Annotated in this window: 21 protein-coding genes and 2 tRNA genes; 7 read left to right on the top strand and 16 right to left on the bottom strand. The window is 61.9% G+C overall.

Translation table 11 applies throughout. The features are described 5' to 3' along the window. Positions 1–31: 31 nt before the first annotated feature. From B0E55_RS07190 to dnaA, 15 genes are all read right to left on the bottom strand, one after another. Entirely contained in the window at positions 32–1,696 is a 1,665-nt protein-coding gene (locus B0E55_RS07190) for an alpha/beta hydrolase (protein WP_020905614.1), read from the bottom strand. 62 nt (positions 1,697–1,758) lie between these two features. After that, entirely contained in the window at positions 1,759–2,868 is a 1,110-nt protein-coding gene (locus tag B0E55_RS07195; RefSeq protein WP_003942559.1) for a baeRF11 domain-containing protein, read from the bottom strand. A 270-nt stretch (positions 2,869–3,138) separates the two neighbouring features. Then, positions 3,139–3,211: transfer RNA gene (locus B0E55_RS07200), tRNA-Ala, on the bottom strand. A gap of 176 nt (positions 3,212–3,387) precedes the next feature. Next, a tRNA-Ile gene (locus B0E55_RS07205) sits at positions 3,388–3,461 on the bottom strand. A gap of 75 nt (positions 3,462–3,536) precedes the next feature. Then, complete coding sequence (locus B0E55_RS07210) at positions 3,537–4,955, bottom strand: DUF3566 domain-containing protein (RefSeq protein WP_080909373.1); 1,419 nt, start codon at positions 4,953–4,955, stop codon at positions 3,537–3,539. Further along, the gene (gene gyrA, locus B0E55_RS07215) at positions 4,955–7,486 is read right to left on the bottom strand and encodes a DNA gyrase subunit A (protein ID WP_019746215.1); all 2,532 of its coding nucleotides are present in this window, start codon (positions 7,484–7,486) and stop codon (positions 4,955–4,957) included. Before gyrA ends, B0E55_RS07210 begins: the two co-directional genes overlap by 1 nt. 86 nt (positions 7,487–7,572) lie before the next feature. Next, on the bottom strand, positions 7,573–9,609 hold the full coding sequence (gene gyrB / locus B0E55_RS07220; protein WP_003942515.1) for a DNA topoisomerase (ATP-hydrolyzing) subunit B: 2,037 nt from the start codon (positions 9,607–9,609) through the stop codon (positions 7,573–7,575). A 197-nt stretch (positions 9,610–9,806) separates the two neighbouring features. Then, positions 9,807–10,730, bottom strand: a complete 924-nt coding sequence (locus B0E55_RS07225; protein WP_020967979.1) for an alpha/beta fold hydrolase — start codon at positions 10,728–10,730, stop codon at positions 9,807–9,809. Between the two features lie 27 nt (positions 10,731–10,757). Continuing rightward, on the bottom strand, positions 10,758–11,879 hold the full coding sequence (locus B0E55_RS07230; protein WP_080909435.1) for a PDR/VanB family oxidoreductase: 1,122 nt from the start codon (positions 11,877–11,879) through the stop codon (positions 10,758–10,760). Next, positions 11,879–12,790, bottom strand: a complete 912-nt coding sequence (locus B0E55_RS07235; protein ID WP_007729174.1) for a metal-dependent hydrolase — start codon at positions 12,788–12,790, stop codon at positions 11,879–11,881. The genes B0E55_RS07230 and B0E55_RS07235 overlap by 1 nt, the downstream gene beginning before the upstream one ends. Before the next feature lie 124 nt (positions 12,791–12,914). Then, positions 12,915–13,460, bottom strand: a complete 546-nt coding sequence (locus tag B0E55_RS07240) for a DUF721 family protein (protein ID WP_003942471.1) — start codon at positions 13,458–13,460, stop codon at positions 12,915–12,917. Then, entirely contained in the window at positions 13,453–14,682 is a 1,230-nt protein-coding gene (gene recF / locus B0E55_RS07245) for a DNA replication/repair protein RecF (protein ID WP_020905610.1), read from the bottom strand. Before recF ends, B0E55_RS07240 begins: the two co-directional genes overlap by 8 nt. Continuing rightward, on the bottom strand, positions 14,683–15,591 hold the full coding sequence (gene gnd, locus B0E55_RS07250) for a phosphogluconate dehydrogenase (NAD(+)-dependent, decarboxylating) (RefSeq protein ID WP_080909374.1): 909 nt from the start codon (positions 15,589–15,591) through the stop codon (positions 14,683–14,685). Between the two features lie 44 nt (positions 15,592–15,635). Beyond that, the gene (dnaN, locus tag B0E55_RS07255; RefSeq protein ID WP_007729165.1) at positions 15,636–16,820 is read right to left on the bottom strand and encodes a DNA polymerase III subunit beta; all 1,185 of its coding nucleotides are present in this window, start codon (positions 16,818–16,820) and stop codon (positions 15,636–15,638) included. A 584-nt stretch (positions 16,821–17,404) separates the two neighbouring features. Next, a complete protein-coding gene (gene dnaA, locus B0E55_RS07260; RefSeq protein WP_003942491.1) occupies positions 17,405–18,967 on the bottom strand; it encodes a chromosomal replication initiator protein DnaA in 1,563 nt (520 codons plus the stop codon). Between the two features lie 780 nt (positions 18,968–19,747). Between dnaA and rpmH the strand changes: the two genes are divergently transcribed. The 7 genes from rpmH (at position 19,748) to B0E55_RS07295 (ending at position 23,567) form a co-directional block, all read left to right on the top strand. Beyond that, positions 19,748–19,891, top strand: coding sequence for a 50S ribosomal protein L34 (gene rpmH, locus B0E55_RS07265; protein ID WP_003942540.1), 144 nt, complete (start codon positions 19,748–19,750; stop codon positions 19,889–19,891). Positions 19,892–19,917: 26 nt separating this feature from the next. Further along, entirely contained in the window at positions 19,918–20,298 is a 381-nt protein-coding gene (rnpA, locus tag B0E55_RS07270; protein WP_019746209.1) for a ribonuclease P protein component, read from the top strand. Next, the gene (gene yidD, locus B0E55_RS07275; RefSeq protein WP_007729147.1) at positions 20,295–20,675 is read left to right on the top strand and encodes a membrane protein insertion efficiency factor YidD; all 381 of its coding nucleotides are present in this window, start codon (positions 20,295–20,297) and stop codon (positions 20,673–20,675) included. Before rnpA ends, yidD begins: the two co-directional genes overlap by 4 nt. A 4-nt stretch (positions 20,676–20,679) precedes the next feature. After that, complete coding sequence (gene yidC / locus B0E55_RS07280; RefSeq protein WP_019746208.1) at positions 20,680–21,786, top strand: membrane protein insertase YidC; 1,107 nt, start codon at positions 20,680–20,682, stop codon at positions 21,784–21,786. A gap of 20 nt (positions 21,787–21,806) precedes the next feature. After that, positions 21,807–22,370 carry a Jag family protein gene (locus B0E55_RS07285; RefSeq protein ID WP_003942504.1) on the top strand — a complete coding sequence of 188 codons (564 nt, stop codon included), beginning with the start codon at positions 21,807–21,809 and terminating at the stop codon, positions 22,368–22,370. 122 nt (positions 22,371–22,492) lie between these two features. After that, positions 22,493–22,819: a hypothetical protein gene (locus tag B0E55_RS07290; RefSeq protein ID WP_080909375.1), complete on the top strand. Its 327-nt coding sequence runs from the start codon at positions 22,493–22,495 to the stop codon at positions 22,817–22,819. A gap of 256 nt (positions 22,820–23,075) precedes the next feature. Continuing rightward, positions 23,076–23,567, top strand: coding sequence for a DUF6301 family protein (locus B0E55_RS07295; protein ID WP_019746206.1), 492 nt, complete (start codon positions 23,076–23,078; stop codon positions 23,565–23,567). Positions 23,568–23,743: 176 nt separating this feature from the next. On the opposite strand, the gene B0E55_RS07300 is transcribed toward B0E55_RS07295, so the two are convergent. Then, positions 23,744–24,007: a hypothetical protein gene (locus B0E55_RS07300; RefSeq protein WP_080909376.1), complete on the bottom strand. Its 264-nt coding sequence runs from the start codon at positions 24,005–24,007 to the stop codon at positions 23,744–23,746. Positions 24,008–24,199: the final 192 nt, after the last annotated feature.

Genomic DNA, 24,199 nt, shown 5'->3' on the forward strand with positions numbered 1-24,199 from the left:
CCTTAACAGGCTGACTTACAACCGTTTACGACTACTTCGTGGGCTCCAGATTGGAGGTCAGCAGCGAACGAAGCTTGTCGGTATCAGCCGAGGTCCACGCCTCGGGGTGCAGGATCTTGGCCCACATGTCCGCTGCATCCTCGCCGTAATTGTGACCGTGCCCGGACGGGACGTCAGCCGAGAAGACCATGTCGAGGGTTACCTGCCAGAAGGTCACGAGAGGTACCCACGTCATTCCCGGATCCACGTCGCGACCCAGCGGTTCCTTGAGCCAATCCGGCTTGTTGAGCAGCAGGTCGAAGGACCACCATGTGATCGGGTCGCTGGCGTGCTGCCAGTACACGATGCGATCGTCGTCCCAGTCGGACTTCAGCTCCAGATCTTCCGGATCACCGGCAAACCGAATCGCCTGGCCACCGTCGATCACCGGCAGGATCTCCGGTGAGCCCGAGTCGCGGCTGTCCGTGATTTCCTGCCACTGAGCAGTGAAGTTGGGGGTTCCGACCCACAGCGCGCCGTCGACGCGCGTCATCATGTCCTGAGCGCCGGCAAATGCGGCCTGGCCACCGTAGGAGCCGAGGCTCTCACCGAAGACAACCAGCTCGGGTCGCGTCTCCACGGGCAGGTCGATCCACTTGGCGTACACCGCGTTGAAGAGTGCGCGACCGGCAATCATCGGCGTCTCACGGTCGGCGATGAAGGCCAACGGACTCGGAAGGAACGAGTACTGCATCGACGCGATCGCCGTGTCCCCGCCCTCGACGTACTCGAACGCCGACGCGACGTCCTCGTTCACCCAACCGCGGCCGGTGGTCGTGACAACTGCGAGGGTTCCGCGGTCGAATCCGCCGGTGCGCTCCAACTCGTCGACGACCCGCTGTGCGACACCGTTGATCGAGTCCGAGGATTCGCGTCCGGCGTACACCCGGATCGGTTGCTTCGCTTCACGTCCGGTCAATGCGGTGATCTCGGCCGCGGTGGGACCGCTGCCCATGAAGGTGCGCCCCTCCTGGCCGAGCGAATCCCAGGCCTCCGCGGACATCGGTGAACCACTGCGCTCAGCGATCAAGGGTTGTTCGATGCCGTCCGGTGTTTCGTGATCCGCACCGGAGAAACTCCAGTTCGCGAAGGCAATCAACCCGTTGTACAGCGCACCGTTCACAATGAAGATGCCGAGGGCGAAGATGACGATCAAGCTGCCGACCTTCGCCGCTTCGAGGGGAACGAACCGAAGTGCGACGGCGGTGAGCTTGTTGGTGGTGAAACGAAGACCACGGCCTGCCTCGAGCAGGATGAACCAGATTCCGAGCGCAATCAGCAGCACCAGAAGGTAATTCGCCTGATTGGTGCGAGGAGCTTCGACAAGATCGCGAACGATCTGCTGCCACCACGAACCGAGGACCAAGAACGTCGGAACCAGAATGACGGCCGCGGCCAACAAGACTCGCCAGCCGATCTTCTTGGTGCGATCCGACCACTGCGGTTCGACGCCGCACTTGCGGATCATCCAGGCAACCGTCACGCCGACGCCGTATCCCATCGCGAGCGAGATGCCCGTCGCAACGCCCTGCAAGTACCAGGCGCGCGGCAACAGGGAAGGACTCATCGACCAGGTGAAGAAGACCAGAGCAAAGGCAAGCCCGACCGGGTGCAGCGTCTTGCAGTAGAGGCGCAGCCGTTCCCACACACGTTTCATGCCGGAATCGTATGCGCCCCGTGCCCGAATCAGGTCACGAAGCGCACACGCGTCCAGTCTGTTTACGGGGCGAAGCGCAAAATCGCGGCAACTGCGCCGCCGCCCGGAATGTCCTCGGCGCGAACGGCGAGGACCCGAGCACCCGTCAGGAGCGCGCGACGAGCGATCTCGTCGACGACCCCGTATGTGCTTCCGTTGGTCGACTCACCGGTCGTGAGAGCGCCCGTCTGGGGATCGAGACTTCCAGGTACTACGGAATCGATGTCGATGAAAACGGTGTCGACCTGTCCGTACGTCGCGGCCGTTGCCACGTCGGCGACGTCGGTTTGAGTGCGTCCCTGTTCGGTGCGCACATTGAAGGTGTCCCGCACCGCCGCCAACTGCTCGGCGTGGAAATCGTCGAGCGCCGGACGCGAACCGTCCGCCACCTCCTGCGTCGACAAGGCTTCCGGGTTTCCCTCGACGGTTTTGTCGACCAGGTGGCGGTACGAATTCACGGAGCGATACACCGACGCGATGGGTTCCGCAGCGGCCAGGATCAAGGGGACGTCACGGCCGGCGAGGACACCACGGACCTCGTGATCGACTGCGCGGGCGTACTGATTGACGCGCAGCTTTCGGCTGTCCGAACCCGAGAGCCGACCGGCTTCAGTTCGGCTGTTGATCGAGGACTTACCCGCGTGATCGGCAGCGTTCTTCGGCATTCCCTGAACACGAACCTCGTCGGCCGGTTGATCGGCGGCGATCTCGATCAATCGCACCGAACCTTCGGCGAGAGCGAGAACAAACGCCGTCTGGGGGAAGGTCACCGAACGGAGCAGTGGCTTGAGATGAAACCGATCGCTGACCGTTTCGAGCGCCTGCAGACGGTTGGGCAGGCGGAAGGTCACCAGACGCTCCGGCGTCGCGTACGTGACCAATGAGCGCGACTGGAAGCGCCAGAAATCGTCGTCGTCGTCGAGCTCTGCGTATTCGGCCTCGAACAGCTTGCGCTCGGCCGGATCCTCCACCGATGCGAGTGCCGAGCGGACCTGGTCCTTGAAGGCGATGCGCGCTTTGTCATGATCCTGCGGCGCATCTTCAGTCGGAGTCACGATGGTGATGCAGGTGGGCCCTTCCACCTCCGCGAGTGCGGCAATTTCACCGTGGCTGGGAATGTCGTTGTGAAGCACTACGAACCTCCTGAAATTGGGTTCTCCTCACGCTACGCCCGGCTGGTTATGACCACTAGACTTTCCGGAGAATTCGGGACGAACGGTCCATAGTGGGCGCTGTTCTGGCCACCCCACTCCGAGCGAACGGCATGTTCATCGCCTTCAGTGCGCCGAAAGTGCCGTTCGCTCAAAAGGGGAGGGCCACGAGTCGGGCACCGGCTGGCCGGACATCGGCACATCGGCATACAAAAACACCCTCCCGGATCCCGGGAGGGTGTTTTCTTACTGTGGAGCCTAGGAGATTCGAACTCCTGACATCTGCCTTGCAAAGGCAGCGCTCTACCAACTGAGCTAAGGCCCCGTTCGGTTTTCTGACCGGAGTCAGAGTACCTAGGTTCTATCCTGTTTCCAAATCGTGCCAAACCTTGTCTCCGCGCTGACTTTTGATCAGCTTGGTGACCCCGAGAGCTACCAGAATTCCGGCCCCGACAAGCAGGAAAACCTTCATTCCAGCAACCCTTCTTCGGCACATGGGAGTGGGCCTAGGAGGACTTGAACCTCCGACCTCTTCATTATCAGTAAAGCGCTCTAACCACCTGAGCTATAGGCCCCTGAACCGATTCCAAAGATTACCCCACCGGGCCGCTGACACCAAAACGGGCCCGGCGGAGCAATGTTTTCGCAGGTCAGTCGCGGTCGGCGAGAGTTACCTCGACGCCACCAACCAGGTCGCTGCAGAGGTTGTAGATGAACGATCCGATCGTGACGAGTGCCGTGAAAAGCACCATGTTCGCGATACCGATCAGCGCGGCGTAGCCGAACACTTGGCCGGCCGTCACCAGACCGTCGGAGCCGCCGTCGGCAACGATGTCGGTGAACGCGTTGTTCAGGCGATCCCAGACGCCCATGCCGTCGAGAACGACGTAGAGCAGTCCGACGGCCACCATCCACACGAAGAACAGCGACACCGAGATCACCGACGTGATCTTGAGCGTGGACCACGGGTCGATACGACGGATCTGGACCGTTGCGCGCAGTGGCGCACCGTCCACGACCGAAGCCGATACGGCGTGAGTTTTCTCACCCTTCACCGCAGCAGGCAACGGATGCTTGGCCTCGGAGAGGTCAGGCATGTCCTTCGGCAGATCCTTGCGATCGATGTGCCGAGTCGGCCCGTCGATCGCGGCGGCTTTTGCTTTCGGATTAGCGACGGTGGGATTGGCGACCGTGGCATTTGCAGCCTTGGGATTTGCGCCCGAGGGTGCAACAGCCTTGGCTGCCGCTGCGCCGGCGACGCCACCGGTAGCTGCGGCAGCTGCCGTTCCTGTCACGACAGGACGCGCCGACGGGTTGCCGGCAGGACGACCTGTCTGTGCACCGGCAGCGGGGCGACCCGCCTGTGGCTGTCCCTTCGGCGCACCACCCTGCGCTGGGTTTTTGGCCGGACCACCCTGTACCGGACCACCCTGTGCCGGGCCGGCCGCTGCAGGACGCTGCGGACCCGCAGGCGGCTTACCCCCAGCAGGAGCTGCCGGTCGACCCGCAGGAGCACCAGCGCCGGCCGGGCGCGTGATGTTGGTCTGCGGCTGACTTTGCGGAACCTGATTCTGCGGTGCCGGAGCCTTGCCCGGGTTCTGAACAGCGGGGTTCTGAGCACTCGGGTTCTGAGCAGGAGCCTTCGGCGCCTGAGATGGCTGCCCCTGAGGCTGGCCTGACGGCTGGGGTCCCCGTTGCCACGGCGGTGCCTGGCTGCCACGAGCCTGATTGGCAACCGGTTGCGGCGGAGCCTGACCATCACCCTTCGCCGGAGTTACCGGCGCAGCCGGAGCCACAGAAGGAACGGAAGGAGCCTGACCCTTGGCCGCACCCGCGGCGTCGGGAGCCGCAGCCGCCGGTTTCTGGACCGAATCCGACGGGCCGCGAGGCGGCTCCGGTGCCTTGGGCGCCGGAGCTGCCTCGGAAGCTTTGGGTCCGTCGTCCGCTGGAGCTGCAGGTTTCGAGGTCTGCGGCCCCGCCGGAGCAGTTGCCTGCTCCGGCTTCGGTGGCGTCGAACCTGAAGTGCTTTCACTCTTCTGGTCACTGCCCGGCTGGTTGGGAGTGCTCACTAGGACTCCTTAGCTCCATCGGCATTGTCTGCGTTGTCGGTGGTCTCTGCAGCGAGCTCTTCGGGCTCGTCGGCGTTGCGCGCAATCGCGAGCAGTGTGTCGCCTTCGCCGAGGTTCATCAGACGCACGCCCTTGGTCTGGCGTCCCGCCTTACGAACCTGCTTGGCAGCCGTCCTGATGACGCCGCCGCCCGAGGTGATCGCGTACAGCTCGTCGTCGTCGTCGACGATGAGCGCACCGACCAGAGTGCCACGTTTCTTGTCGTACTGAATCGTGAGCACGCCCTTGCCGCCGCGACCCTGCACCGGGTAATCCTCCATGCCGGTTCGCTTGGAGTAACCGCCCGAGGTGGCGACCAGGAGGAACGTTCCTTCACGAACGACGTTGAGCGAGAGCAGCTCGTCGTCACCGTTGAAACGCATGCCCTGGACACCGGAAGTGGCGCGGCCCATCGGACGCAGTGCCTCGTCGGTGGCCGAGAAGCGGATCGACTGGCCCTGTGCCGAGACCAGGAGCAGGTCGTCGTCGGCGGAGCAGAGAACAGCGCCGACCAGTTCGTCTTCACCGCGCAGGTTGATGGCGACGATGCCACCGCTGCGGTTGGAGTCGAAGTCGGTGAGCTTGGACTTCTTGACCAGACCGTTGCGTGTGGCGAGCACCAGGTATGGCGCGTCTTCGTACGTCTTGATCTGGATGACGGACTGGATGCGCTCGTCCGGCTGGAAGGCCAGGAGGTTGGCAACGTGCTGACCGCGAGCGGTACGGCTCGCCTCGGGCAGCTCGTAAGCCTTCGCGCGGTAGACGCGGCCCTTCGTGGTGAAGAACAGCAGCCAGTCGTGCGTCGAGGTGACGAAGAAGTGCGAGACGATGTCGTCCTGCTTGAGGCCGGCACCCTGAACACCCTTGCCGCCGCGCTTCTGCGATCGGTAGAGATCGGTCTTGGTGCGCTTGGCGTAGCCGGTCTCGGTGATCGTGACGACGACGTCTTCGCGGGCGATCAGATCCTCGTCGTTGACGTCTCCGTCGGCGGCGATGATGCGGGTACGACGGTCGTCGCCGTACTTGTCGACGATTTCCTTGAGCTCGTCACGAACGATCGCGCGCTGACGCTCCGGGCGAGCCAGAATGTCTTCGAGGTCCGCGATTTCGAGTTCGATCTCGGCCAACTCGTCGACGATCTTCTGACGCTCGAGGGCGGCCAGACGACGCAGCTGCATGCCGAGGATGGCGTCGGCCTGGATCTCGTCGACGTCGAGGAGTTCCATCAATCCGGCGCGAGCGATGTCGACGGTCTGCGACGCACGGATCAAGGCGATGACCTCGTCCAGAGCGTCGAGCGCCTTGACCAGACCGCGCAGGATGTGGGCGCGCTCCTGTGCCTTGCGAAGCAGGTACCTGGTACGACGAACGATGACCTCGAGCTGATGCGTCGTGTACAGACGGATCATCTGGTCGAGGCGCAGCGTGCGCGGCACTCCGTCGACGATGGAGAGCATGTTGCAGCCGAAGCTGGTCTGCAGCTGGGTGTGCTTGTAAAGGTTGTTCAGCACGACCTTGGCAACGGCGTCACGCTTGACGGTGACGACGATGCGCATGCCGACGCGGTCCGAGGACTCGTCGTGGATGTCGGAGATGCCACCGATCTTCGCGTCACGAACCTGCTCCGCGATGGAGGTGATCAGGTTGTCCGGGTTGACCTGGTAGGGCAGCTCGGTGATGACGATCGTGGTGCGGCCCTTGGCATCTTCCTCGATCTCGACGACGCCGCGCATACGGACGGAGCCACGGCCGGTGGTGTAGGCATCCTGGATGCCCTGTCCACCGACGATGAGCCCGTGCGTCGGGAAGTCGGGTCCCTTGATGCGCTCCATGACGGCCGCGAGGGTGGCTTCCTCGTCCGCCTCGAAGTTCTCGAGCGCCCAGTAGATGGCCTCGGCAACTTCACGCAGGTTGTGCGGCGGAATGTTGGTGGCCATACCGACGGCGATGCCGTTGGAACCGTTGATCAGAAGGTTCGGGATACGGCTGGGCAGAACCGTCGGTTCCTGCGTCTTGCCGTCGTAGTTCGGGGTGAAATCGACTGTCTCGTGGTCGATTTCGCGCAGCATTTCCATCGCGAGCGGCGTGAGCCTGCACTCGGTGTAACGCATGGCGGCTGCGCCGTCGTTGCCGCGGGATCCGAAGTTTCCCTGACCGTCGACGAGCGGGTAACGCAGTGACCACGGCTGGGCCATACGGACCAACGTGTCGTAGATCGAGGAGTCGCCGTGGGGGTGGTAGTTACCCATGGTCTCGGCGACCGGACGGGCAGACTTCACGTATCCGCGGTCCGGGCGATATCCGTTGTCGTACATCGCGTAGAGCACGCGGCGGTGCACCGGCTTGAGTCCGTCGCGGACATCCGGCAGAGCGCGACCGACGATGACGCTCATGGCGTAGTCGATGTAGCTGTTCTGCATTTCCTGCTGGATGTCGACCGGTTCGATCCGGTCGTGTTGCGGACCGTCCGGTGGCAACGTGGTGTCGGTCATGAGCTCACTTTCTTAAAAGAGGGGGCAAGCCCCTGTGCGCGGAAAAGGAGTCCGGGGACTCCGCAACCGCTCACAGGGCCGCAGGCCTACACGTCGAGGAAACGAACGTCCCGGGCATTGCGGGTGATGAAGCTGCGTCGTGCTTCGACGTCTTCGCCCATCAGCACGCTGAACAGCTCGTCGGCAGCAGCCGCGTCGTCGAGCGTGACGAGACGCAGAACGCGCACCGTCGGGTCCATCGTGGTTTCCCACAGCTCCTTGGCGTTCATCTCGCCGAGGCCTTTGTAGCGCTGGATGCCGTCGTCCTTGTTGATCTTCTTGCCGGACTCGAGGCCTGCCTTGACCATCGCGTCGCGCTCGCGGTCGGAGTACGCGAATTCCGGCTGCGCACCCTTCTGCCACTTGAGCTTGTACAGCGGCGGCTGCGCGAGGTAGACCTTGCCGTGCTCGACGAGCGGCCGCATGAAGCGGAACAGCAGCGTGAGCAGCAGCGTTGCGATGTGCTGACCGTCGACGTCGGCGTCGGCCATGAGCACGATCTTGTGATAGCGCAGCTTGGCGATGTCGAACTCGTCGTGGATGCCCGTGCCGAACGCGGTGATGATCGACTGGACTTCGGTGTTCTTGAGGACGCGATCGATACGCGCCTTCTCGACGTTGATGATCTTTCCGCGAAGCGGGAGGATCGCCTGGTACATCGAGTCTCGGCCGGACTTGGCCGAGCCGCCTGCGGAGTCGCCCTCCACGATGTAGATCTCGGACTTCTCCGGATCGTTGGAGCGGCAATCGGCGAGCTTGCCTGGCAGGCCACCGAGGTCGGTCGCACTCTTGCGACGGACCAGCTCACGCGCCTTACGTGCGGCAACGCGGGCCTGCGCCGACGAAACAGCCTTGTTCACAATGGTTTTCGCGTCGGCGGGGTTCGCCTCGAACCAGTGCGCGAGGTGCTCGTTGCACGCCTTTTGTACGAAGGACTTGACCTCGGTGTTGCCGAGCTTGGTCTTGGTCTGACCCTCGAACTGGGGTTCACCGACCTTCACCGAGATGATGGCCGCGAGTCCTTCACGGATGTCGTCACCGGTGAGCTTGGGATCCTTGTCCTTGAGCAGCTTCTTTTCGAGCGCGTACTTGTTGACCGTTGCGGTCAGTGCGGCGCGGAAGCCCTCTTCGTGGGTACCACCCTCGTGGGTGTTGATCGTGTTGGCGAAGGTGTGCACGGACTCCGAGTAGCCGGAGTTCCACTGCATTGCGACCTCGAGCTCGTGGCCGGTGCCCTTGGCGGTGAATCCCACGACCGAGTTGTGGATCGGGGTCTTGCTCTTGTTGATGTGCCGGACGTAGTCCTCGAGTCCACCGGGGTAGTGGTAGATACGGGTCTTGGACTTACGCGGCGCTGCCTGAGCAGCTTCTTCGGCTTCTTCGGCAGCAGACTTGGGAGCCTCGGCTACCTCGGCAGCTTCGTCGTCGATGACCTCGGCGCGCTCGTCGGTCAGCGTGATGGTCAGGCCCTTGTTGAGGAAGGCCATTTCCTGCAGACGACGCGCAACGGTCTCGAAGTTGTAGCGGGTGGTCTCGAAGATCTCGGGATCAGCCCAGAAACTGACGGTGGTGCCGGTCTCCTTCGTCGGGTCGCCCTGTACGAGCTCTCCCGGCTTGGAATCGGTGTACGTCTGCTGCCACCGGTAGCCGTCGACCTTGATGTCGACGTCGAGCCGGGTGGAGAGCGCGTTGACCACCGAGATACCGACGCCGTGCAGACCACCTGAGACGGCGTAGGAGTCGGAGTCGAACTTGCCGCCGGCGTGCAGCTGGGTCAGCACGACCTCGACGGTGGGTACTCCGGAGGCGTGCATGCCGACCGGGATGCCGCGGCCGTCGTCGATGACGCGGATTCCGCCGTCTTCGAGGAGGGTGACCTCGACCTTGGTGGCGTGTCCGGCCATCGCTTCGTCGACCGAGTTGTCGACGACCTCCCAAATGAGGTGGTGCAGGCCGCGTTCACCGGTGGAACCGATGTACATGCCTGGACGCTTACGTACCGCCTCGAGTCCTTCGAGGACGGTGATGGACGACGCGTTGTAGTCCTTGCTGGAAGTGCTTGTATCTGACTTCTGGGCAGCCACGGGTGGGTAGCTCTCCTTCTCCGTCAATACTCGAGCGCAGCCGTCAGCAAGCCCTTGCGGGTGTCGTCGGAGCGGGTTCGAGAATGTTGCCGCTAGTTACCGTTGACCATCTTACTGGTAAGCACCGACTAGAAGCGGCCAATGACACCCCTGGCTGCGCCGCAGACGAATTTTTACGATCCCCTGAAGGTGAAACGCTAGGAACTTTGCTTCTCCGAGCGACGCTCTCTCAGGCTCGCGATAAATGCCCGCGCATGTTCGGCAACCTCGCTCGGATGTGAAAACGGCGACCAGTGTCCCGCGGCAATTTCACGTCGCTGCAGGTCGGAGACCCATTTTTCGGTGTCTTCGTATCCCACCGGACGAACGGCTTTGTCGTACTTGTTCAGAATGAGCTGAACAGGCACGTCCGTGTACCGATCCCGCGGCTTGCCGAGAGACGGCCGGATGTTCGCGCGATAAAGCTTGAGTCCGTTCACCATGTCGTCGGCGATGGTGGGCGCGGTGTTGACCACACGGGGGTCCAGACCGTCGAAGAAGCCCAGAAATGCCGGCCAGTGCTTGGAGAACCACAGACGCAACGGGAGGGTACACAGCCCGGGAATCTGGAACAGAACGGTGTAGGCCGACGCAATTCCCTGCGCCGCTGGGCCGAGGAAACGACGCTTGGACACGCTCGCCCGGATCCACTTGCCGAGATGATCGAGATTGGGGCCCGAGATGGACGAGAACGACGCGATCTTCTCTTCGGCACCCGGCTCGCAGACCGCTTCCCACGTTTCCACGGATCCCCAGTCATGTGCCAGGACGTGCACCGGCTTGCCCGGGCTGACCGCGTCGATGACGGCAAAAAGATCGCCGGCCAGTGCGCTCAGTTGGTAGTCCTGCACCCTCGAGGGGATCGTGCTCTCACCGGCCCCGCGGCTGTCGTAGCTGACGACGCGGAAGTCGTCTGCCAGCAAAGGCACGATGCGGTTCCACAATTCATGGGTGTCGGGCCAACCATGCACCAGGACGATGGTCTCGCCGTCTGCCTTGCCCTGCTCGAACACTGCCAGGCTGACGGAACCGTTGGTCACGCGACGCGCGGTCACGGCATGGACAGGAGAGTGCTTCGACATTGTCGAACCCTTCGGAGTCGGGAATATCTAGAGATCGAGAACGAGACGTCCACCGTCGGAACGGGATACGCAGATGAGCATCTCCGTTTCCTGTTCGGTGTCGGTCAGACGCCTTTCGCGGTGATCGGGCTTGCCCGCGAGTACCTTCACACGACAGGTTCCGCAGAAACCCTGCTGACACGAGTACCCGACACCGGGCAATGCCTTCTTGATGACGTCGAGCGCGGACTCGTCGGCGGGCACGGTGAGCACCTGTCCCGAATTGACAAGCTGCACTTCGAATTCCTTGCCGTCGATCACCGGCGGAGCCCCGAACCGCTCGAAATGCAAAGCGGTGGAGGGTGTATCGCGGAATCCGCGGCGAACGGCGTCGAGCATCGGCGTCGGGCCGCAGCAGTACACGGCGCCGCCGACCGGCGCTCGTCCGAGAAGGTCTGCGGTGGTGGGCAATCCGAACTCGTCGTCCGGGCGCACGAAGACACGCTCAGGTTCCCAGCTCGCGATCTCGTCGAGGAACGGCATGGATTCACGAGAGCGGCCCGAGTACACGAAGTACCAGTCCATTCCCAATTCTCTTGCCGCACGGACCATTGCGATGATCGGCGTGATACCGATACCGCCGGCAACAAACAGTGCACTGCCTTCACCCACAAAGGGAAATCCGTTGCGAGGGCCGCGTACCGTGACGTGCTCACCCGGCTGGAGAGCGTGCATCTCGATGGAACCGCCACCGCCGTCGGGGATCCGACGAACCGCGACGCTGTATCCCGTGCGATCGGCAGGGTCGCCGCACAGCGAATACTGACGCCGCAGACCCGAAGGTAGATGGAAGTCCAGGTGCGAACCCGGATGCCACGGCGGAATCGGTGAACCGTCGGCGGATTCGAAGCGCAGGCGAACGACGTTCTCGTCGGTCGCCACCACCTCACGCGTACTGACCACCATGTTCATGGCCGTGTCGGGGTTGTGGCCAGCGATCTCGGGGTTGTAGTCGTAGGCCGTCAACACCCGAAGGTACTTGTCCGCCAATAACTCCGTGATGCGCATGGCGCGGTCGGGACGGTTCTTTCCGGACAAATCGGGTGGCGCCGGAAAACGCGGCAACCCGTCGTGCCCGGAGATGACGTCCTTGACCCTCGAGAGTGAAATCACCGTGCAGCCGCCTGAGCTGCGGGTGACGACGCCAGGTACTGCACCGCCTGGGCGGTCGAGCCCTCGTTACTGGGGTGATAGGACTTGCTGAAGTACGTCGACATCCGCTTGACCAGCTCGAACGACGTGGGAACTGTGCCACGCTTTCCGGCCGCGATGAAATCGGACAGGTGGGGTCGTCGACGGCTGGGAGCCTGAGCGGCAAGCTCGGGATCGTTGCGCATCAAGAACCGGGTTCCACGAATCCACAGCCACACGATTGCGGGCGTGACGAGGATCTGGGTACGGATCCGCCGGGTCTCACGCTTGTCGAAGTAGCGCATCACGTCGTACGCGACGGCGCGGTGTTCGACTTCTTCGGCGCCGTGCCAGCGAAGAAGATCAAGCATGGTCGGGTGCATGCCGGCTTTGTCGAGCCCCTTGGCGTTGAGCACCCAGTCGCCGAGGAAAGCAGTGATGTGTTCGATGGCCGCGATGATAGCCAGACGCTCCACCAGGTGATTCTCGGCGCGCAGTCCCGTCATCGGGCGCGGTCCGAGCAGTTTCGAGAATGCCCACTCCATCTGCTGGGTGTACGGCGTCGGATCCAGGCCGTTTTCCTTCAGATGGACGAGGACGCCCGAGTGCGCGTTGGAGTGCATCGCCTCTTGGCCGATGAATCCGACGACGTCTTCACGGAGTTTCTCGTCCTCGATCAGAGGAAGAGCTTCCTTGAAGGTCTCGACAAACCACTCCTCACCGGCTGGGAGGAGGAGGTGAAGCACGTTGAGAACGTGTGTGCTGAACGGATCGCCCGGAATCCAGTGCATGGGCAGATCGGACCAGTCGAACTCGACATTGCGAGCCTGCAACAGGATGTGATCCGGCTCGGCGAACGACGAAGCGGGTGTCGATATCTTCTGCGACATCTAGCTACTCCTTCATGCCTGCCGATCGGGATGGAACGACAGCCTTGTGACACAGTTCACTCACTAGCGAGTTTTAACTGTAACACGAAGTAATAGGTAGAACCAGGTCCTGGTTGAGTTTTCCTCAGCCGTACGTATCGCGAGGTCCGCGGCCTTTCACATGCCTTTCGCCCTTGCGCCAGCTAGGCGCACTCGGACCGGTGATGCGCAGTGTCTTCACGACGCCGTCACCGACGGCAGCAGCGATCTTGGCCAGAATCTGGGACTGCATCATGCGCAACTGGGTAGCCCACGCCGTCGACTCGGCGGAGATGCTGAGAACACCTTCTTTCAGAGAGATCGGCTCGGCGTGCGCGGAGATGTCTTCTCCGACGACCTGCGGCCACCGACCGAGGACCGTGCCCTCGGACACCTTGGGGGACCACCCACGCGATTTGGAGATAGCGCTGGTGAGAGCACCGAACGGCTGAGGGTCCCGCGCATCCGGGCCGGGGCCGGACCAACCGCTGCGTCGACGCGGGCGGCCACTTCCGTATTTGGGCGACGAGCGCCCCTGCCCGACGGCCTTGCCGTTGGCTTTGGCTGTCGCGCGTGCCTCCTCGAGGGCACGGCGCGCCAGATCGATCCCCTTGAGCTCGGGCTCCGGGGCCGCGCTGCTGTCTTCAGTCATCGAACTCGACCTCCTGATCCGTCGAGCCTACGGGCACTATCCGGGATATCCGACCGTCTCCGGTATCGGAGGCTTCGACGCCGAACTTGGCCGCCTCGAGTTCGTCCGGTACATCCTCGGGAACGGCGGCCGTGATCAGCACCTGTTCTGCGGTAGCCGCAACGGTGGCGAGCGCACGACGCCGACGACGGTCCAATTCCGCGAATACGTCGTCGAGCATCAGGACCGGGTCGCTGCCGTCCGCGCGCAACAGGGCAAAACCTGCCAGTCTCAGCGAAAGCGCGAACGACCACGATTCACCATGACTGGCAAAGCCTTTCGCCGGACTGTCGCCGAGAACCAGCTCCAGGTCGTCCCGATGCGGACCGACCAGACACACTCCGCGATCGATTTCCTTCGACCTCATCTGTGCCAACTCGAGATGGAATCTCTCCTCGAGGTATGCAACGTCGTCGATTCCGGAAATCCTTGCAGGATCGGTGAATTCGGGATCCAATGACGAACCCAGGCTGCTCTTGTATCGGATCGACGCCGGCCGGGACTCGGGTGCGATGGAACGATATGACTCCGCCAGGTGGGGCGCCAGATCATGGACCAACTCGAGGCGCCCGGCCAACAATTGTGCGCCGTGAGCGGCCAGATGCCCGTCCCACACCTCGAGGGTTGAGAGGACGTTGTCGGACTCGCCACCACGAGAACCGCGGCGCAAAGCCGCACCAGCAGTTTTGAGTAGGGCTGAGCGCTGACGCAGCACTTTGTCGTAATCCGCACGGACAGCAGCCATTCGGGGAATCCGCGACGTCAACAACTCGTCGAGATAGCGTCGACGATCGCCAGGATCTCCGCGAACCAACGACAGATCTTCCGGCGCGAACATCACCGACTGCAGAATTCCCAGTACTTCCCGCGGACGACGCGTCGGCGACTGATTTATCCTGGCGCGGTTGGACTTTCCCTCGATCAGTTCGACGTCGATGGTCAGTTCGCGCCCATTGTTGACCACCGTTGCACCGGCAAAAGCACTGGCGGAACCGCTGCGGATCATCGGTGCATCCGTGGACACCCGATGAGAGGACAGCGTGGACAGATACCCCAGTGACTCGAGGACGTTGGTTTTACCGTGCCCGTTCGAACCGAGGAAGACAGTTGTTCCCGGCGTGAGGTCCAGCGTCAGCGAATCCCAGGATCGGAAGTCCCGCAACGAAAATCTACGAACGAACACTTAGCTTCCAGAAGCCGAATTCTTGGGCGAAGCGCTCTTGACCGCGTGACCACCGAACTGATTACGCAAGGCCGACACCGCCTTCATGGCCGGTGAATCATCCTGTCGTGAAGCAAATCTCGCGAACAGAGCAGCGGAGATGACGGGAGCAGGGACAGCGTGCTTGATAGCTTCCTCGACCGTCCAGCGGCCCTCACCGGAATCCTCGGTATAGCCCGTGATCTGCGCAAGCTCCGGATCCTCCGCGAGGGCGTCGACAAGCAGATCGAGCAACCACGAACGTACGACGGTCCCCTTCGACCAGGCTCGAAGCACACCGGGAACGTCCGCGATCAGGCTTTCCGCCTCGAGGAGCTCGTACCCCTCGGCATACGCCTGCATCAGGCCGTATTCGATGCCGTTGTGCACCATCTTCGCGTAATGACCAGCACCGACGGGGCCGGCGTGGACAAAACCGTCTGCAGCGTCGCCGTCGGGGCGAAGGGCGTCGAAGATCGGCATTGCCTTCGCCACGTCGGGCTCGGATCCGCCCACCATCAGGCCGTATCCGTTCTCACGGCCCCAGATGCCACCGGAGACACCGCAGTCGAGGAAACCGATCCCACGGGCGCCCAGAAGCTCGGCATGGACAGCATCGTCGGTGTAACGCGAGTTCCCACCGTCGATGACCAGATCGCCACCCTCGAGGGCATCCGCCAGCTCGGCAATGGTGCTCTGGGTGATTTCACCGGCCGGAACCATCACCCAGACGACTCGAGGTCCCTCAAGGGAAGCAGCGAGTTCGGCAAGTGACCCGACATCGGTGACTTCCGGTCGAGGGTCGTATCCGATCACCTCGAGGCCATGCGCGCGTAAGCGCTCACGCATGTTGAAACCCATCTTGCCGAGACCTACGAGTCCGATCTTCATACTGTTCTCCCTGGTCAGGCGCGAACTGAAGTGCGGGGTACCACTCAGCCCGGGAGGCGAACCGGCATCAGCAGGTACGTGTACTCGCTCGAGGGCGCAGCGAAGTTACCGGACTCGTCTGCCGTGGGCTCTTCCTCGGCCGCGGGGCGAAGAACAGCCGGACGGCTGGGAGTGGTGAAGCCGAACAGAACGTTTTCGCTGTGAAGCGAGTTCAACCCGTCGATCAGGTAACCGGGGTTGAACGCAATGGTGAGTGCTTCGCCCTGGAACGACGCGTTGAGTGTCTCTTCTGCGCGGCCGGCGTCGTCGCCACCCGCAGAGAGGAGCAGGCCGTCAGCGGAGAACTGCATGCGAACCTGTGCGCCGCGCTCGGCGACGAGTGCTACACGCTTGATGGCCTCGATGAGAGGCGTGACCTCGACCGTTGCCATCGCGGTGTGCTGAGCAGGCAGCAACTGACGGAACTTCGGGAACTCGGCGTCGAGGAGGCGCGTCGTGGTGCGGCGTCCGTCGTTGACGATGCCGAGGAGTCCGTCGTTTCCGATGGTCGTACCGGAACCGAGAGCCAACTCGACCGGCGAATTTGCATTGCCGGCAAGCGTTTTCGCGGACTCAGACAGAGTCTTGGCAGGGATGAGAACAGCAGCCTGGACGTCGGGGTTTGCCGGAGTCCACTCGAGTTCACGAACGGCGAGACGGAAGCGGTCGGTAGCGGCGAGGACGATCGAATTCTGTTCGATCTCGACACGGATACCCGTGAGCATCGGAAGGGTGTCGTCCTTGCCGGCTGCTACGGCTACCTGGCTGATGGCTTCGGAGAACAGGTCGACGGGAATGGACCCGGACTGCTGCGGAAGCGTCGGAAGCTGGGGGTAGTCCTCGACCGGCATCGTGGGCAGGGAGAACTTGGCGCTTCCACAGGAGATGAGCACGCGAGTGCCCTCGAGGGTCACATCGACCGGCTTGTTGGGAAGCGACTTGGTGATATCGGCAAGGAGGCGTCCGGAGACGAGTGCCTGACCTGCAGTCGTGACATCTGCCGAGACGCGGACCTGCGCAGATACCTCGTAGTCGAACCCGGAAACGGTGAGGCCGGCTTCGGTTGCGTCGAGAAGAACTCCGCCGAGAACCGGCACAGGCGGCCTCGAGGGCAGGCTACGAGCAACCCACGCTACTGAATCAGCGAACTCTTCCCGGGAAACGCGAAACTTCAGGCTTCCAAGCTCCATCGCCGGGTTATTCCTCTCGGTAGGCATGTTCGTCTGCTGCGGATCTGCATCAGCTCACTTGAAGTCTGACACAGACCAAGCGATGCCCACCGTATGCCCTCGAGGGCGCAAGTGGAAAGCCGAAGCCGGGACGAGCGCAGCCTGAGGCGAGGTTCTCAACAGGAGTTGTCCCCAGAACTATTTTCAAAGAGCTTTTCCTAGGAAATTCTCAGTAGTAGTAATAAGTCCTGTGCAATCTGTGGAGCAACGGTTGTCGACGCTGGTAGGTCCCCTCGAGGGCCTGTGCACTTCTCGAGGACAGACTCGAGGACCAATCGACCCCCTCTGTGCACTCTCTGAAAGTTTTCGGATTCCTCCTCGAGAACTCCACAGACTTTCGGAGTTATCAACACAGTTATCCACAGATGTGAATACTTTTCACAAGAAACGAAGAGTTTGTTCTCATCGGCGTGTCCGACTCCGGCGTGTCGTCCCTCGAGGTGGACAACCGCCCTCGAGGGGACCGCACGTGTAACCCTTCGAATACACCGATGCCGCTCGAGGGAACCTCTGCCTCGAGCGGCATCGATCGAAATAAGTGCAGGTCAGCGCTTGGAGCGCTGCTTGATCCTTGCGGTCAACTCCTGAACCTGGTCGTACACCTTGCGGCGTTCCGTCATTTCCTTACGGATCTTCTTGTCGGCGTACATGACCGTCGTGTGGTCACGGCCGAACGTCTGACCGATCTTCGGCAATGACAAATCAGTGAGCTCACGGCACAAATACATCGAGATCTGGCGGGCCTGAGCGAGCGGCCGGGCCTTACCCGGCCCACACAGGTCGTCGATCGACATGTTGAAGTATTCGGCCGTCACCGCCATGATCGTCGCCGCGTTGATCTCGAGGCTCGACGAATCGGGCATCAGATCGCGCAGGACCACCTCGGCCAACGTCAGATCCAACGGCTGGCGGTTGAGCGAGGCAAAAGCGGTGACGCGGATCAACGCGCCCTCGAGTTCACGAATGTTGCGCTCGATACGGCTGGCGATCAACTCGAGGACGTCGTGCGGGACCTCGAGGCGATCCATCCTCGCCTTCTTGCTCAGAATCGCGATACGCGTCTCGAGCTCAGGCGGCTGAACGTCGGTGATCAGGCCCCATTCGAAGCGCGTCCGCAGACGCTCCTCGAGGGTTGCCAACTGCTTGGGCGGACGATCCGAGGAGACGACGATCTGCTTGTTCGCGTTGTGCAAGGTGTTGAAGGTATGGAAGAACTCCTCCTGGATACCTTCCTTGCCTTCGATGAACTGGATGTCGTCGACCAGCAGGACGTCCGTTTCCCGGTATCGACGCTTGAACGCGACCTTGCGGTCGTCACGAAGACTGTTGATGAAGTCGTTGGTGAATTCTTCGGTCGAGACGTACTTGACCCGCATGCCGGGGAACAGTCGCTGTGCGTAGTGGCCGGCGGCGTGAAGAAGGTGCGTCTTGCCCAGGCCCGAAGCTCCCCAGATGAACAAGGGGTTGTACGCACGCGCCGGCGCCTCCGCGATCGCGACGGCAGCGGCATGAGCGAATCGGTTGGACGATCCGATCACAAAAGTGTCGAAGGTGTACTTCGCGTTGAGACTGTTCGCGCCGGACCCAGAAGCAGAAGGAGTAGCGGGCGGCTTCGTGAAGTACGACGGCCACGATTCGTGAACGCTCGCGAGTGCTTCGCGGTCGTCGTCGACTTCTTCGGTCTCGGCAGTCTCGGAGTCCGAAGGTTCTCCGTCGCCTTCGGTGAATCTGCGCCGACGGTATGCGCCCGATGAGTTGACCGACTCGAACTGACGGCTGCCCGTGCGCTCCTCGACCGGTTCGGCGGGTGCGTCGGCATCGTCTTCGAGTGCGATGCGGACACCGAGTCCCTCGACCTGGCCGCCGAGGTGGCGTCCGAGTGCCTGCAGGATCGGCTCGCGTAGATCGCGCTCGATCGTCTCTTGAGCAAATGGCGATGGAACCGAGAGGAGTGCAAAACCCTGAGCAAGTGTGAGAGGCCTCACCAGACGGACAAATGCCTTCTGCTTGCTGCTCAAAGCCGGAAGATTACTTCCGGGGTCATCACTCGTGAGTTCTGCAACCACGTCGACCCAGACCCGTGCGAGCGCGTTGGGATCGTCGTTCACGTGGTTCCTTCCCGTGTTTCGCCGACAGTGGGTGTGCTGCAGCTGCCGAGCGTATGGCTGCGGCGTCGAATGATTCGGTGGATTACCACCCGGGGTGAGAACCCCGTAACAGGCTACGAATATGCCACCTGGGCTGTGTTTCCACACAATTATCCACAGATGTGGACAAACCTGCACTGAGTCGGTTTTTTCGTCAACCAAATTCGTCAAAGTGATCGAGAAATTGATCTACCTGCAACTTTGTCGGAACTCGAGGCGTTCGCCACTTGGTGTCGGGGATGCGTCAACACTCACAGCCCTGTGGATGAATGTGGAAACTCGGGATTCGGGGTCGCGTCCGGCGCTCGTGCCCGTATGTGCTGATGAGGCCTTGTCGGGAGCATGCGCCGGTGGAACTGTCCGGGTTGCCTTCAGGTCACCTGCAGTCCGTAGCGGAACTGTTGCCAAGGTCACACTTGCCGCCTCGCTCGAGGTCACGGCCGTATGCACACCGCGAATGGAATCTGCGGAATGATGGAAGTATCGGCGTGTCGTCGCGGTTGCCGCGAGAGGGCTCCGAATCGGGCTGGTTTGACCTTGGCAACGGTGGTAAGTAACCTCGAACGGTCACCCGCTGGTGGTGATCGCTTCGTGCTGGCTACATATGTCAGGTCGGATCGGTCTTCCAAGCCACAACGAGTGAAGTTGATTGTTCTGTACCTGTTGGATCCAAAGGCGCCGTAAGGCGTCGATCACTGAATGACGCCGGGAGGCGTCAATGAACTTCGAGGAGTGTTGACCGTGGCCAAGGGCAAGCGGACGTTCCAGCCGAATAATCGCCGCCGCGCGCGTGTTCACGGCTTCCGTCTTCGTATGCGTACCCGTGCGGGTCGTGCAATCGTTTCGGCGCGTCGCCGTAAGGGCCGCGATTCCCTCACCGCCTGATCTGATTTCGAGTTCAGGAGCTCGGGGTGTTGCCTGAGCCGTCTCGGTTGCGTCGCCACGCGGATTTCTCCGTGGCGGTGCGACGCGGGCGTCGTATGGGAAGACGCGACCTTGTCGTGCACGCGTTCGATCGCGAGCAAGTAGAGGCACTGGTAGTAACAAATCACGGTCCCCGTTTCGGGCTGATCGTGAGCAAGGCTGTCGGGCCGGCGGTGATTCGACATCGAGTCGCACGCCGGCTTCGTCATATCTGTGCAGATTTCGTCGGGCAGGTTTCGCCGGAGACGGACGTGGTTATCCGCGCACTTCCGGGCGCAGCTACCGCCAGTTCAGCCGAACTGGCCAAGCAGTTGCGTGGGGGCCTGACCAAAATGAACCTATTGGTGTCGGTAAGTGAAGAGCCATGAGTACTCCGCTCTCTGAGCAGATCGAGACTCCCAGAGCCTCCCGTGTCATCACGGTGTTGAAGGCTGTGCGTCGCGCTCCCGCCACTGTTCTCATCTTCTGTATCGAGTTGTACCGGACGTATGTGTCGCCCTTGAGGATGCCGACCTGCCGGTTCACCCCCACCTGCAGTGAATACGCGGTCGAAGCGCTGCGCACTCACGGGGCGATCAAAGGCCTTTTCTTGACTGTGGTGCGGTTGGCGAAGTGTGCCCCCTGGCATTCTGGAGGGTGGGACCCTGTCCCTGCCCGTCGTGACCGTGATGCGGGTAGCCGCCATAGCTGTCCGGAAGCACGCGCAGCGTGTCACAGTCCGACGGACGAACAGAGGAGTACTTAGAGCCGTGCTCAATTTCATTTACTATCCGGTATCCGCGATTCTGTGGGTCTGGCACAAGGTCTTCGGGTTCATTCTCGGCCCGGACAACGGAATAGCCTGGGCGCTCTCCGTGGTGTTCCTGGTGTTCACCTTGCGTGCGGTTCTGTACAAGCCGTTCGTGAAGCAGGTCCGCACGACCCGCCAGATGCAGGAACTGCAGCCGCAGATCAAGGCATTGCAGAAGAAGTATTCGGGCGACCGTCAGCGCCAGGCCGTCGAGATGCAGAAGCTCCAGAAGGAGCACGGATTCAACCCGATCATGGGCTGTCTTCCGGTCTTGGCTCAGGCTCCGGTGTTCATCGGTCTGTTCCACGTCCTGCGCTCGTTCAACCGCACCGGCACCGGCATGGGCCAGCTGGGCATGAGCGCCGAGGACAACCTCAACACCCCGAACTACGTCTTCTCGGCCACTGACGTCCAGTCGTTCCTGGATGCTCGTCTGTTCGGCGCGCCCATCTCGGCCGCGATCACGACGCCGGTTGCGCAGCTTCAGGCTTATGTCACCGAGAACGTTCCCGAGCTTCCGTCACGCCTGAACATCATTCTCGTGGCCGCTCCGTTGATGATCATTGCCAGCATCGCGACCCACTTCAACTCACGCGCTTCGGTTGCCCGTCAGAGCGAAGCAGCTGCCGCGAACCCGCAGTCCGCGATCATGAACAAGCTCGCGCTGTACGTCTTCCCGCTCGGTGTTCTGGTCGGTGGACCGTTCCTTCCGATCGCGATCCTCCTGTACTGGGTGTCGAACAACATCTGGACCTACGGTCAGCAGCACCTCGTCTTCCGCAAGATCGATGCCGAAGAAGAAGCGAAGAAGCAGGAAGCGATCACTCGCCGCAACGACAATGCGCCCAAGCCCGGTGCCCGTCCCGATCCCGGTAAGAAGAAGGGATCCCCGGCTGCGCTGAAGACCGCGGATTCAGCCGACGACGACGGTGACGCCCCGGAAGTTTCGCTCAAGAAGCCTCAGCCGAAGCCCTCGGGTTCCAGTGGTGGTTCTACGTCGAAACCGAAACAGAACCGGCCACAGAGCAACCGCGGCAACTCCCCCAAGCGCAATAAACGGCGCTGATCCAGGAAAGAGAACGACCAATGTCCAGTGAAGCTGACATCGTTGTGGATGGAGAGAACGCAGACGTGAGCACCGAGACCACTGCGCCGGTTACCGATGTGGATGTAGACATCGACGATTCCGATGACGATTTGATCGAAGAGGGCGAGATCGCCGGCGACTACCTCGAGCAGTTGCTCGACGTGCTCGATTTCGACGGAGACATCGACCTTGACGTCGAGGGCGATCGGGCGATCGTCAGCATCGACGGCGGCGACGACCTGACCAAGCTTGTGGGACGTAAGGGTGAGGTTCTGGATGCTCTCCAGGAGCTGACTCGTCTGGCTGTTCAACAGTCGACCGGCGAGCGCAGCCGCTTGATGCTCGACATCGCCGGCTGGCGGGCGGGCCGCCGCGAGGCACTCAGTGCTCTCGGTGCGGAAGCTGCACAGCGTGTTCTCGAGACCGGCGAACGCGAAGAGCTTGCTCCGATGACGCCGTTCGAACGCAAGATCGTGCACGACGCTGTCGCCAAGGTCGCCGGTGTTTCCAGCGAGAGCGAAGGCGCTGAGCCGTCTCGTCGAGTGGTTGTCCTCAAGGACTGACACTCCCCCTTGATCGAATGCGGGCCCCGGATTTTCCGGGGCCCGCATTCGCGTACGAGAGGTGTTTCACGTGAAACCGAATCCGGCGGCACGGTGAAGGTCAGGTGCCTATCGTTGTCGACATGTCCAACGAGCGCTCCGGATTCCCTCTCGGATTGATGACCCTTGGGGCCTTGATAGGGATGCTCGTGTGTGGCCTGAGTTATTGGCCCGTGGTCTTCGAACTGCAGCAGAAAATGAAAGTCCAGTCTTTCCCGCCGGGCGGTCTGAAGTATTGGCTCTGTTGGTTGTTGCCGCTGGGAGTAGTCGCCGTCGTATTCATTCCACTTGCACTGGCATGGCGATCCGGGCGACCGGTCACGCTCAGCTTCGCGATTGCCTTCTTGTTCGTCGGGGGTGCACTGTGCATGTTCGGATATTCGATCGACGACATGCCGTACTACATGTGAGCCCCTCCCCTCCCCCAGACCGAATAGCCGGCCTTCGTTTCACGTGAAACCGGATCGATGGTTGTTGCCCCGAGCCCTCGATCTCCGCCCCAGATTGCCCGCCACAATGGATCACCGACCTGATGTCGTCAGGCCTGCTGGCAAGGTCCTTACCTTCGGCGCTGGCATCCGATGACCGACAACCCGCCAGCCCTCACTTCGAGGGCCCCGGATTGGGGCGTCATCAACAACGATCAAGAAGGAGCAGCATCCGCACATGCACGTCGACATCGAAGGCGCCACCCGGATCGCCCGCCTCGCCGCAGAATTCGACTGGACCTGGGCCGTCGACGACCTGGAACCCTTCTGCGCACAAGCGGGATGGGAGCTCGTCGAACTCAGGCAAGGTGGCGGCTCGATACGAACGAACCTTCATGTCTGCCGGCCGAAGGCGAACATGTTCGGGCGGCAACACAGAATGGATTGGATCTCGATCTTCGTCACGGACGTGGCAGATGATGCTACGCCCATGACAGTGGTGCGCCCGCTGCGGAACGCAGGGTTCGCGAATCTCACTGCGGCACTGACTTCCGTCCTTCCGATACCCACGTACTCCGAGCCCGGACCTGAGGCAACTATCCGGTGGGACCTGCCCAAAGTGGTCGTCATACTCAGTATGAGCCCCAGCGCGATCCACCTGCGACTGACGAGTCCGGGGTATCAGGCATGGGTGGATGAGCCCGAACCGGAGTATGAGGACGAGGACTAGCGATCGAGGTCGGCGAGATCGAATCCGGTGTGGGAACAGGTTTGCGCGCTCTCACAGGAATCGGACCAATCACATCGAGTGGGCTTCGTCGCCACGCAAAGTCGATGATGCTGTTGCGGGCTTCGGGGTGAGATCGGCGGCGACTACTTTGCCAAGCAAACCGGAATCGACCTCATCTACACGGGCTCCGGTTCATAGACTGCGGACCGCGTCGGGGTAATCACGGGACCGCCCTGAGTTCGGTTGACTCGCGGGGTGTGCGCGATCGGCGTCGCGCCCACACCCGCTCCTGGTCTCGTCATGAGGGCGGATCCGGGCTGTACGAGGTGGAAGGACTTCGCGGTGCCCGGATCGAACTCGTAAGCGATGATCTTGTTGGTTCCGGGTTCGGTATGCACCAACGGGTAGTCGTAGTCTTTGCCGTCCAACAACTCCTGCACCAAGCGCGGATCTTAATCGCGCAGAGCCTGCAGCGCTTTCGAGTCCAGGCGCAGGAATTCATCCTGCGCATCGGGCAGGTCCCCTGCTCGACTTTGATCTTCCCGCCGACACCGGTATCCACATCGAAGGCGAACTCGCCATGCGCATCCTGTGGTGCGAAGCTCCTTGATTGATTCGCGGTTTGTGATGCC

It is taken from the genome of Rhodococcus sp. 66b (assembly GCF_002076325.1).
GTDB lineage: Bacteria > Actinomycetota > Actinomycetes > Mycobacteriales > Mycobacteriaceae > Rhodococcus_F > Rhodococcus_F erythropolis.

Excerpts from the sequence above, each read along its gene's own strand:
- B0E55_RS07240 (WP_003942471.1), bottom strand. The coding sequence starts at position 13,460 with ATGACTGAAGACAGCAGCGCGGCCCCGGAGCCCGAGCTCAAGGGGATC.
- B0E55_RS07235 (WP_007729174.1), bottom strand. The coding sequence starts at position 12,790 with ATGTCGCAGAAGATATCGACACCCGCTTCGTCGTTCGCCGAGCCGGAT.
- B0E55_RS07190 (WP_020905614.1), bottom strand. The coding sequence starts at position 1,696 with ATGAAACGTGTGTGGGAACGGCTGCGCCTCTACTGCAAGACGCTGCAC.
- yidD (WP_007729147.1), top strand. The coding sequence starts at position 20,295 with ATGAGTACTCCGCTCTCTGAGCAGATCGAGACTCCCAGAGCCTCCCGT.
- gyrA (WP_019746215.1), bottom strand. The coding sequence starts at position 7,486 with ATGACCGACACCACGTTGCCACCGGACGGTCCGCAACACGACCGGATC.
- B0E55_RS07295 (WP_019746206.1), top strand. The coding sequence starts at position 23,076 with ATGCACGTCGACATCGAAGGCGCCACCCGGATCGCCCGCCTCGCCGCA.
- dnaN (WP_007729165.1), bottom strand. The coding sequence starts at position 16,820 with ATGGAGCTTGGAAGCCTGAAGTTTCGCGTTTCCCGGGAAGAGTTCGCT.
- B0E55_RS07285 (WP_003942504.1), top strand. The coding sequence starts at position 21,807 with ATGTCCAGTGAAGCTGACATCGTTGTGGATGGAGAGAACGCAGACGTG.
- B0E55_RS07225 (WP_020967979.1), bottom strand. The coding sequence starts at position 10,730 with ATGTCGAAGCACTCTCCTGTCCATGCCGTGACCGCGCGTCGCGTGACC.
- B0E55_RS07290 (WP_080909375.1), top strand. The coding sequence starts at position 22,493 with ATGTCCAACGAGCGCTCCGGATTCCCTCTCGGATTGATGACCCTTGGG.
- gnd (WP_080909374.1), bottom strand. The coding sequence starts at position 15,591 with ATGAAGATCGGACTCGTAGGTCTCGGCAAGATGGGTTTCAACATGCGT.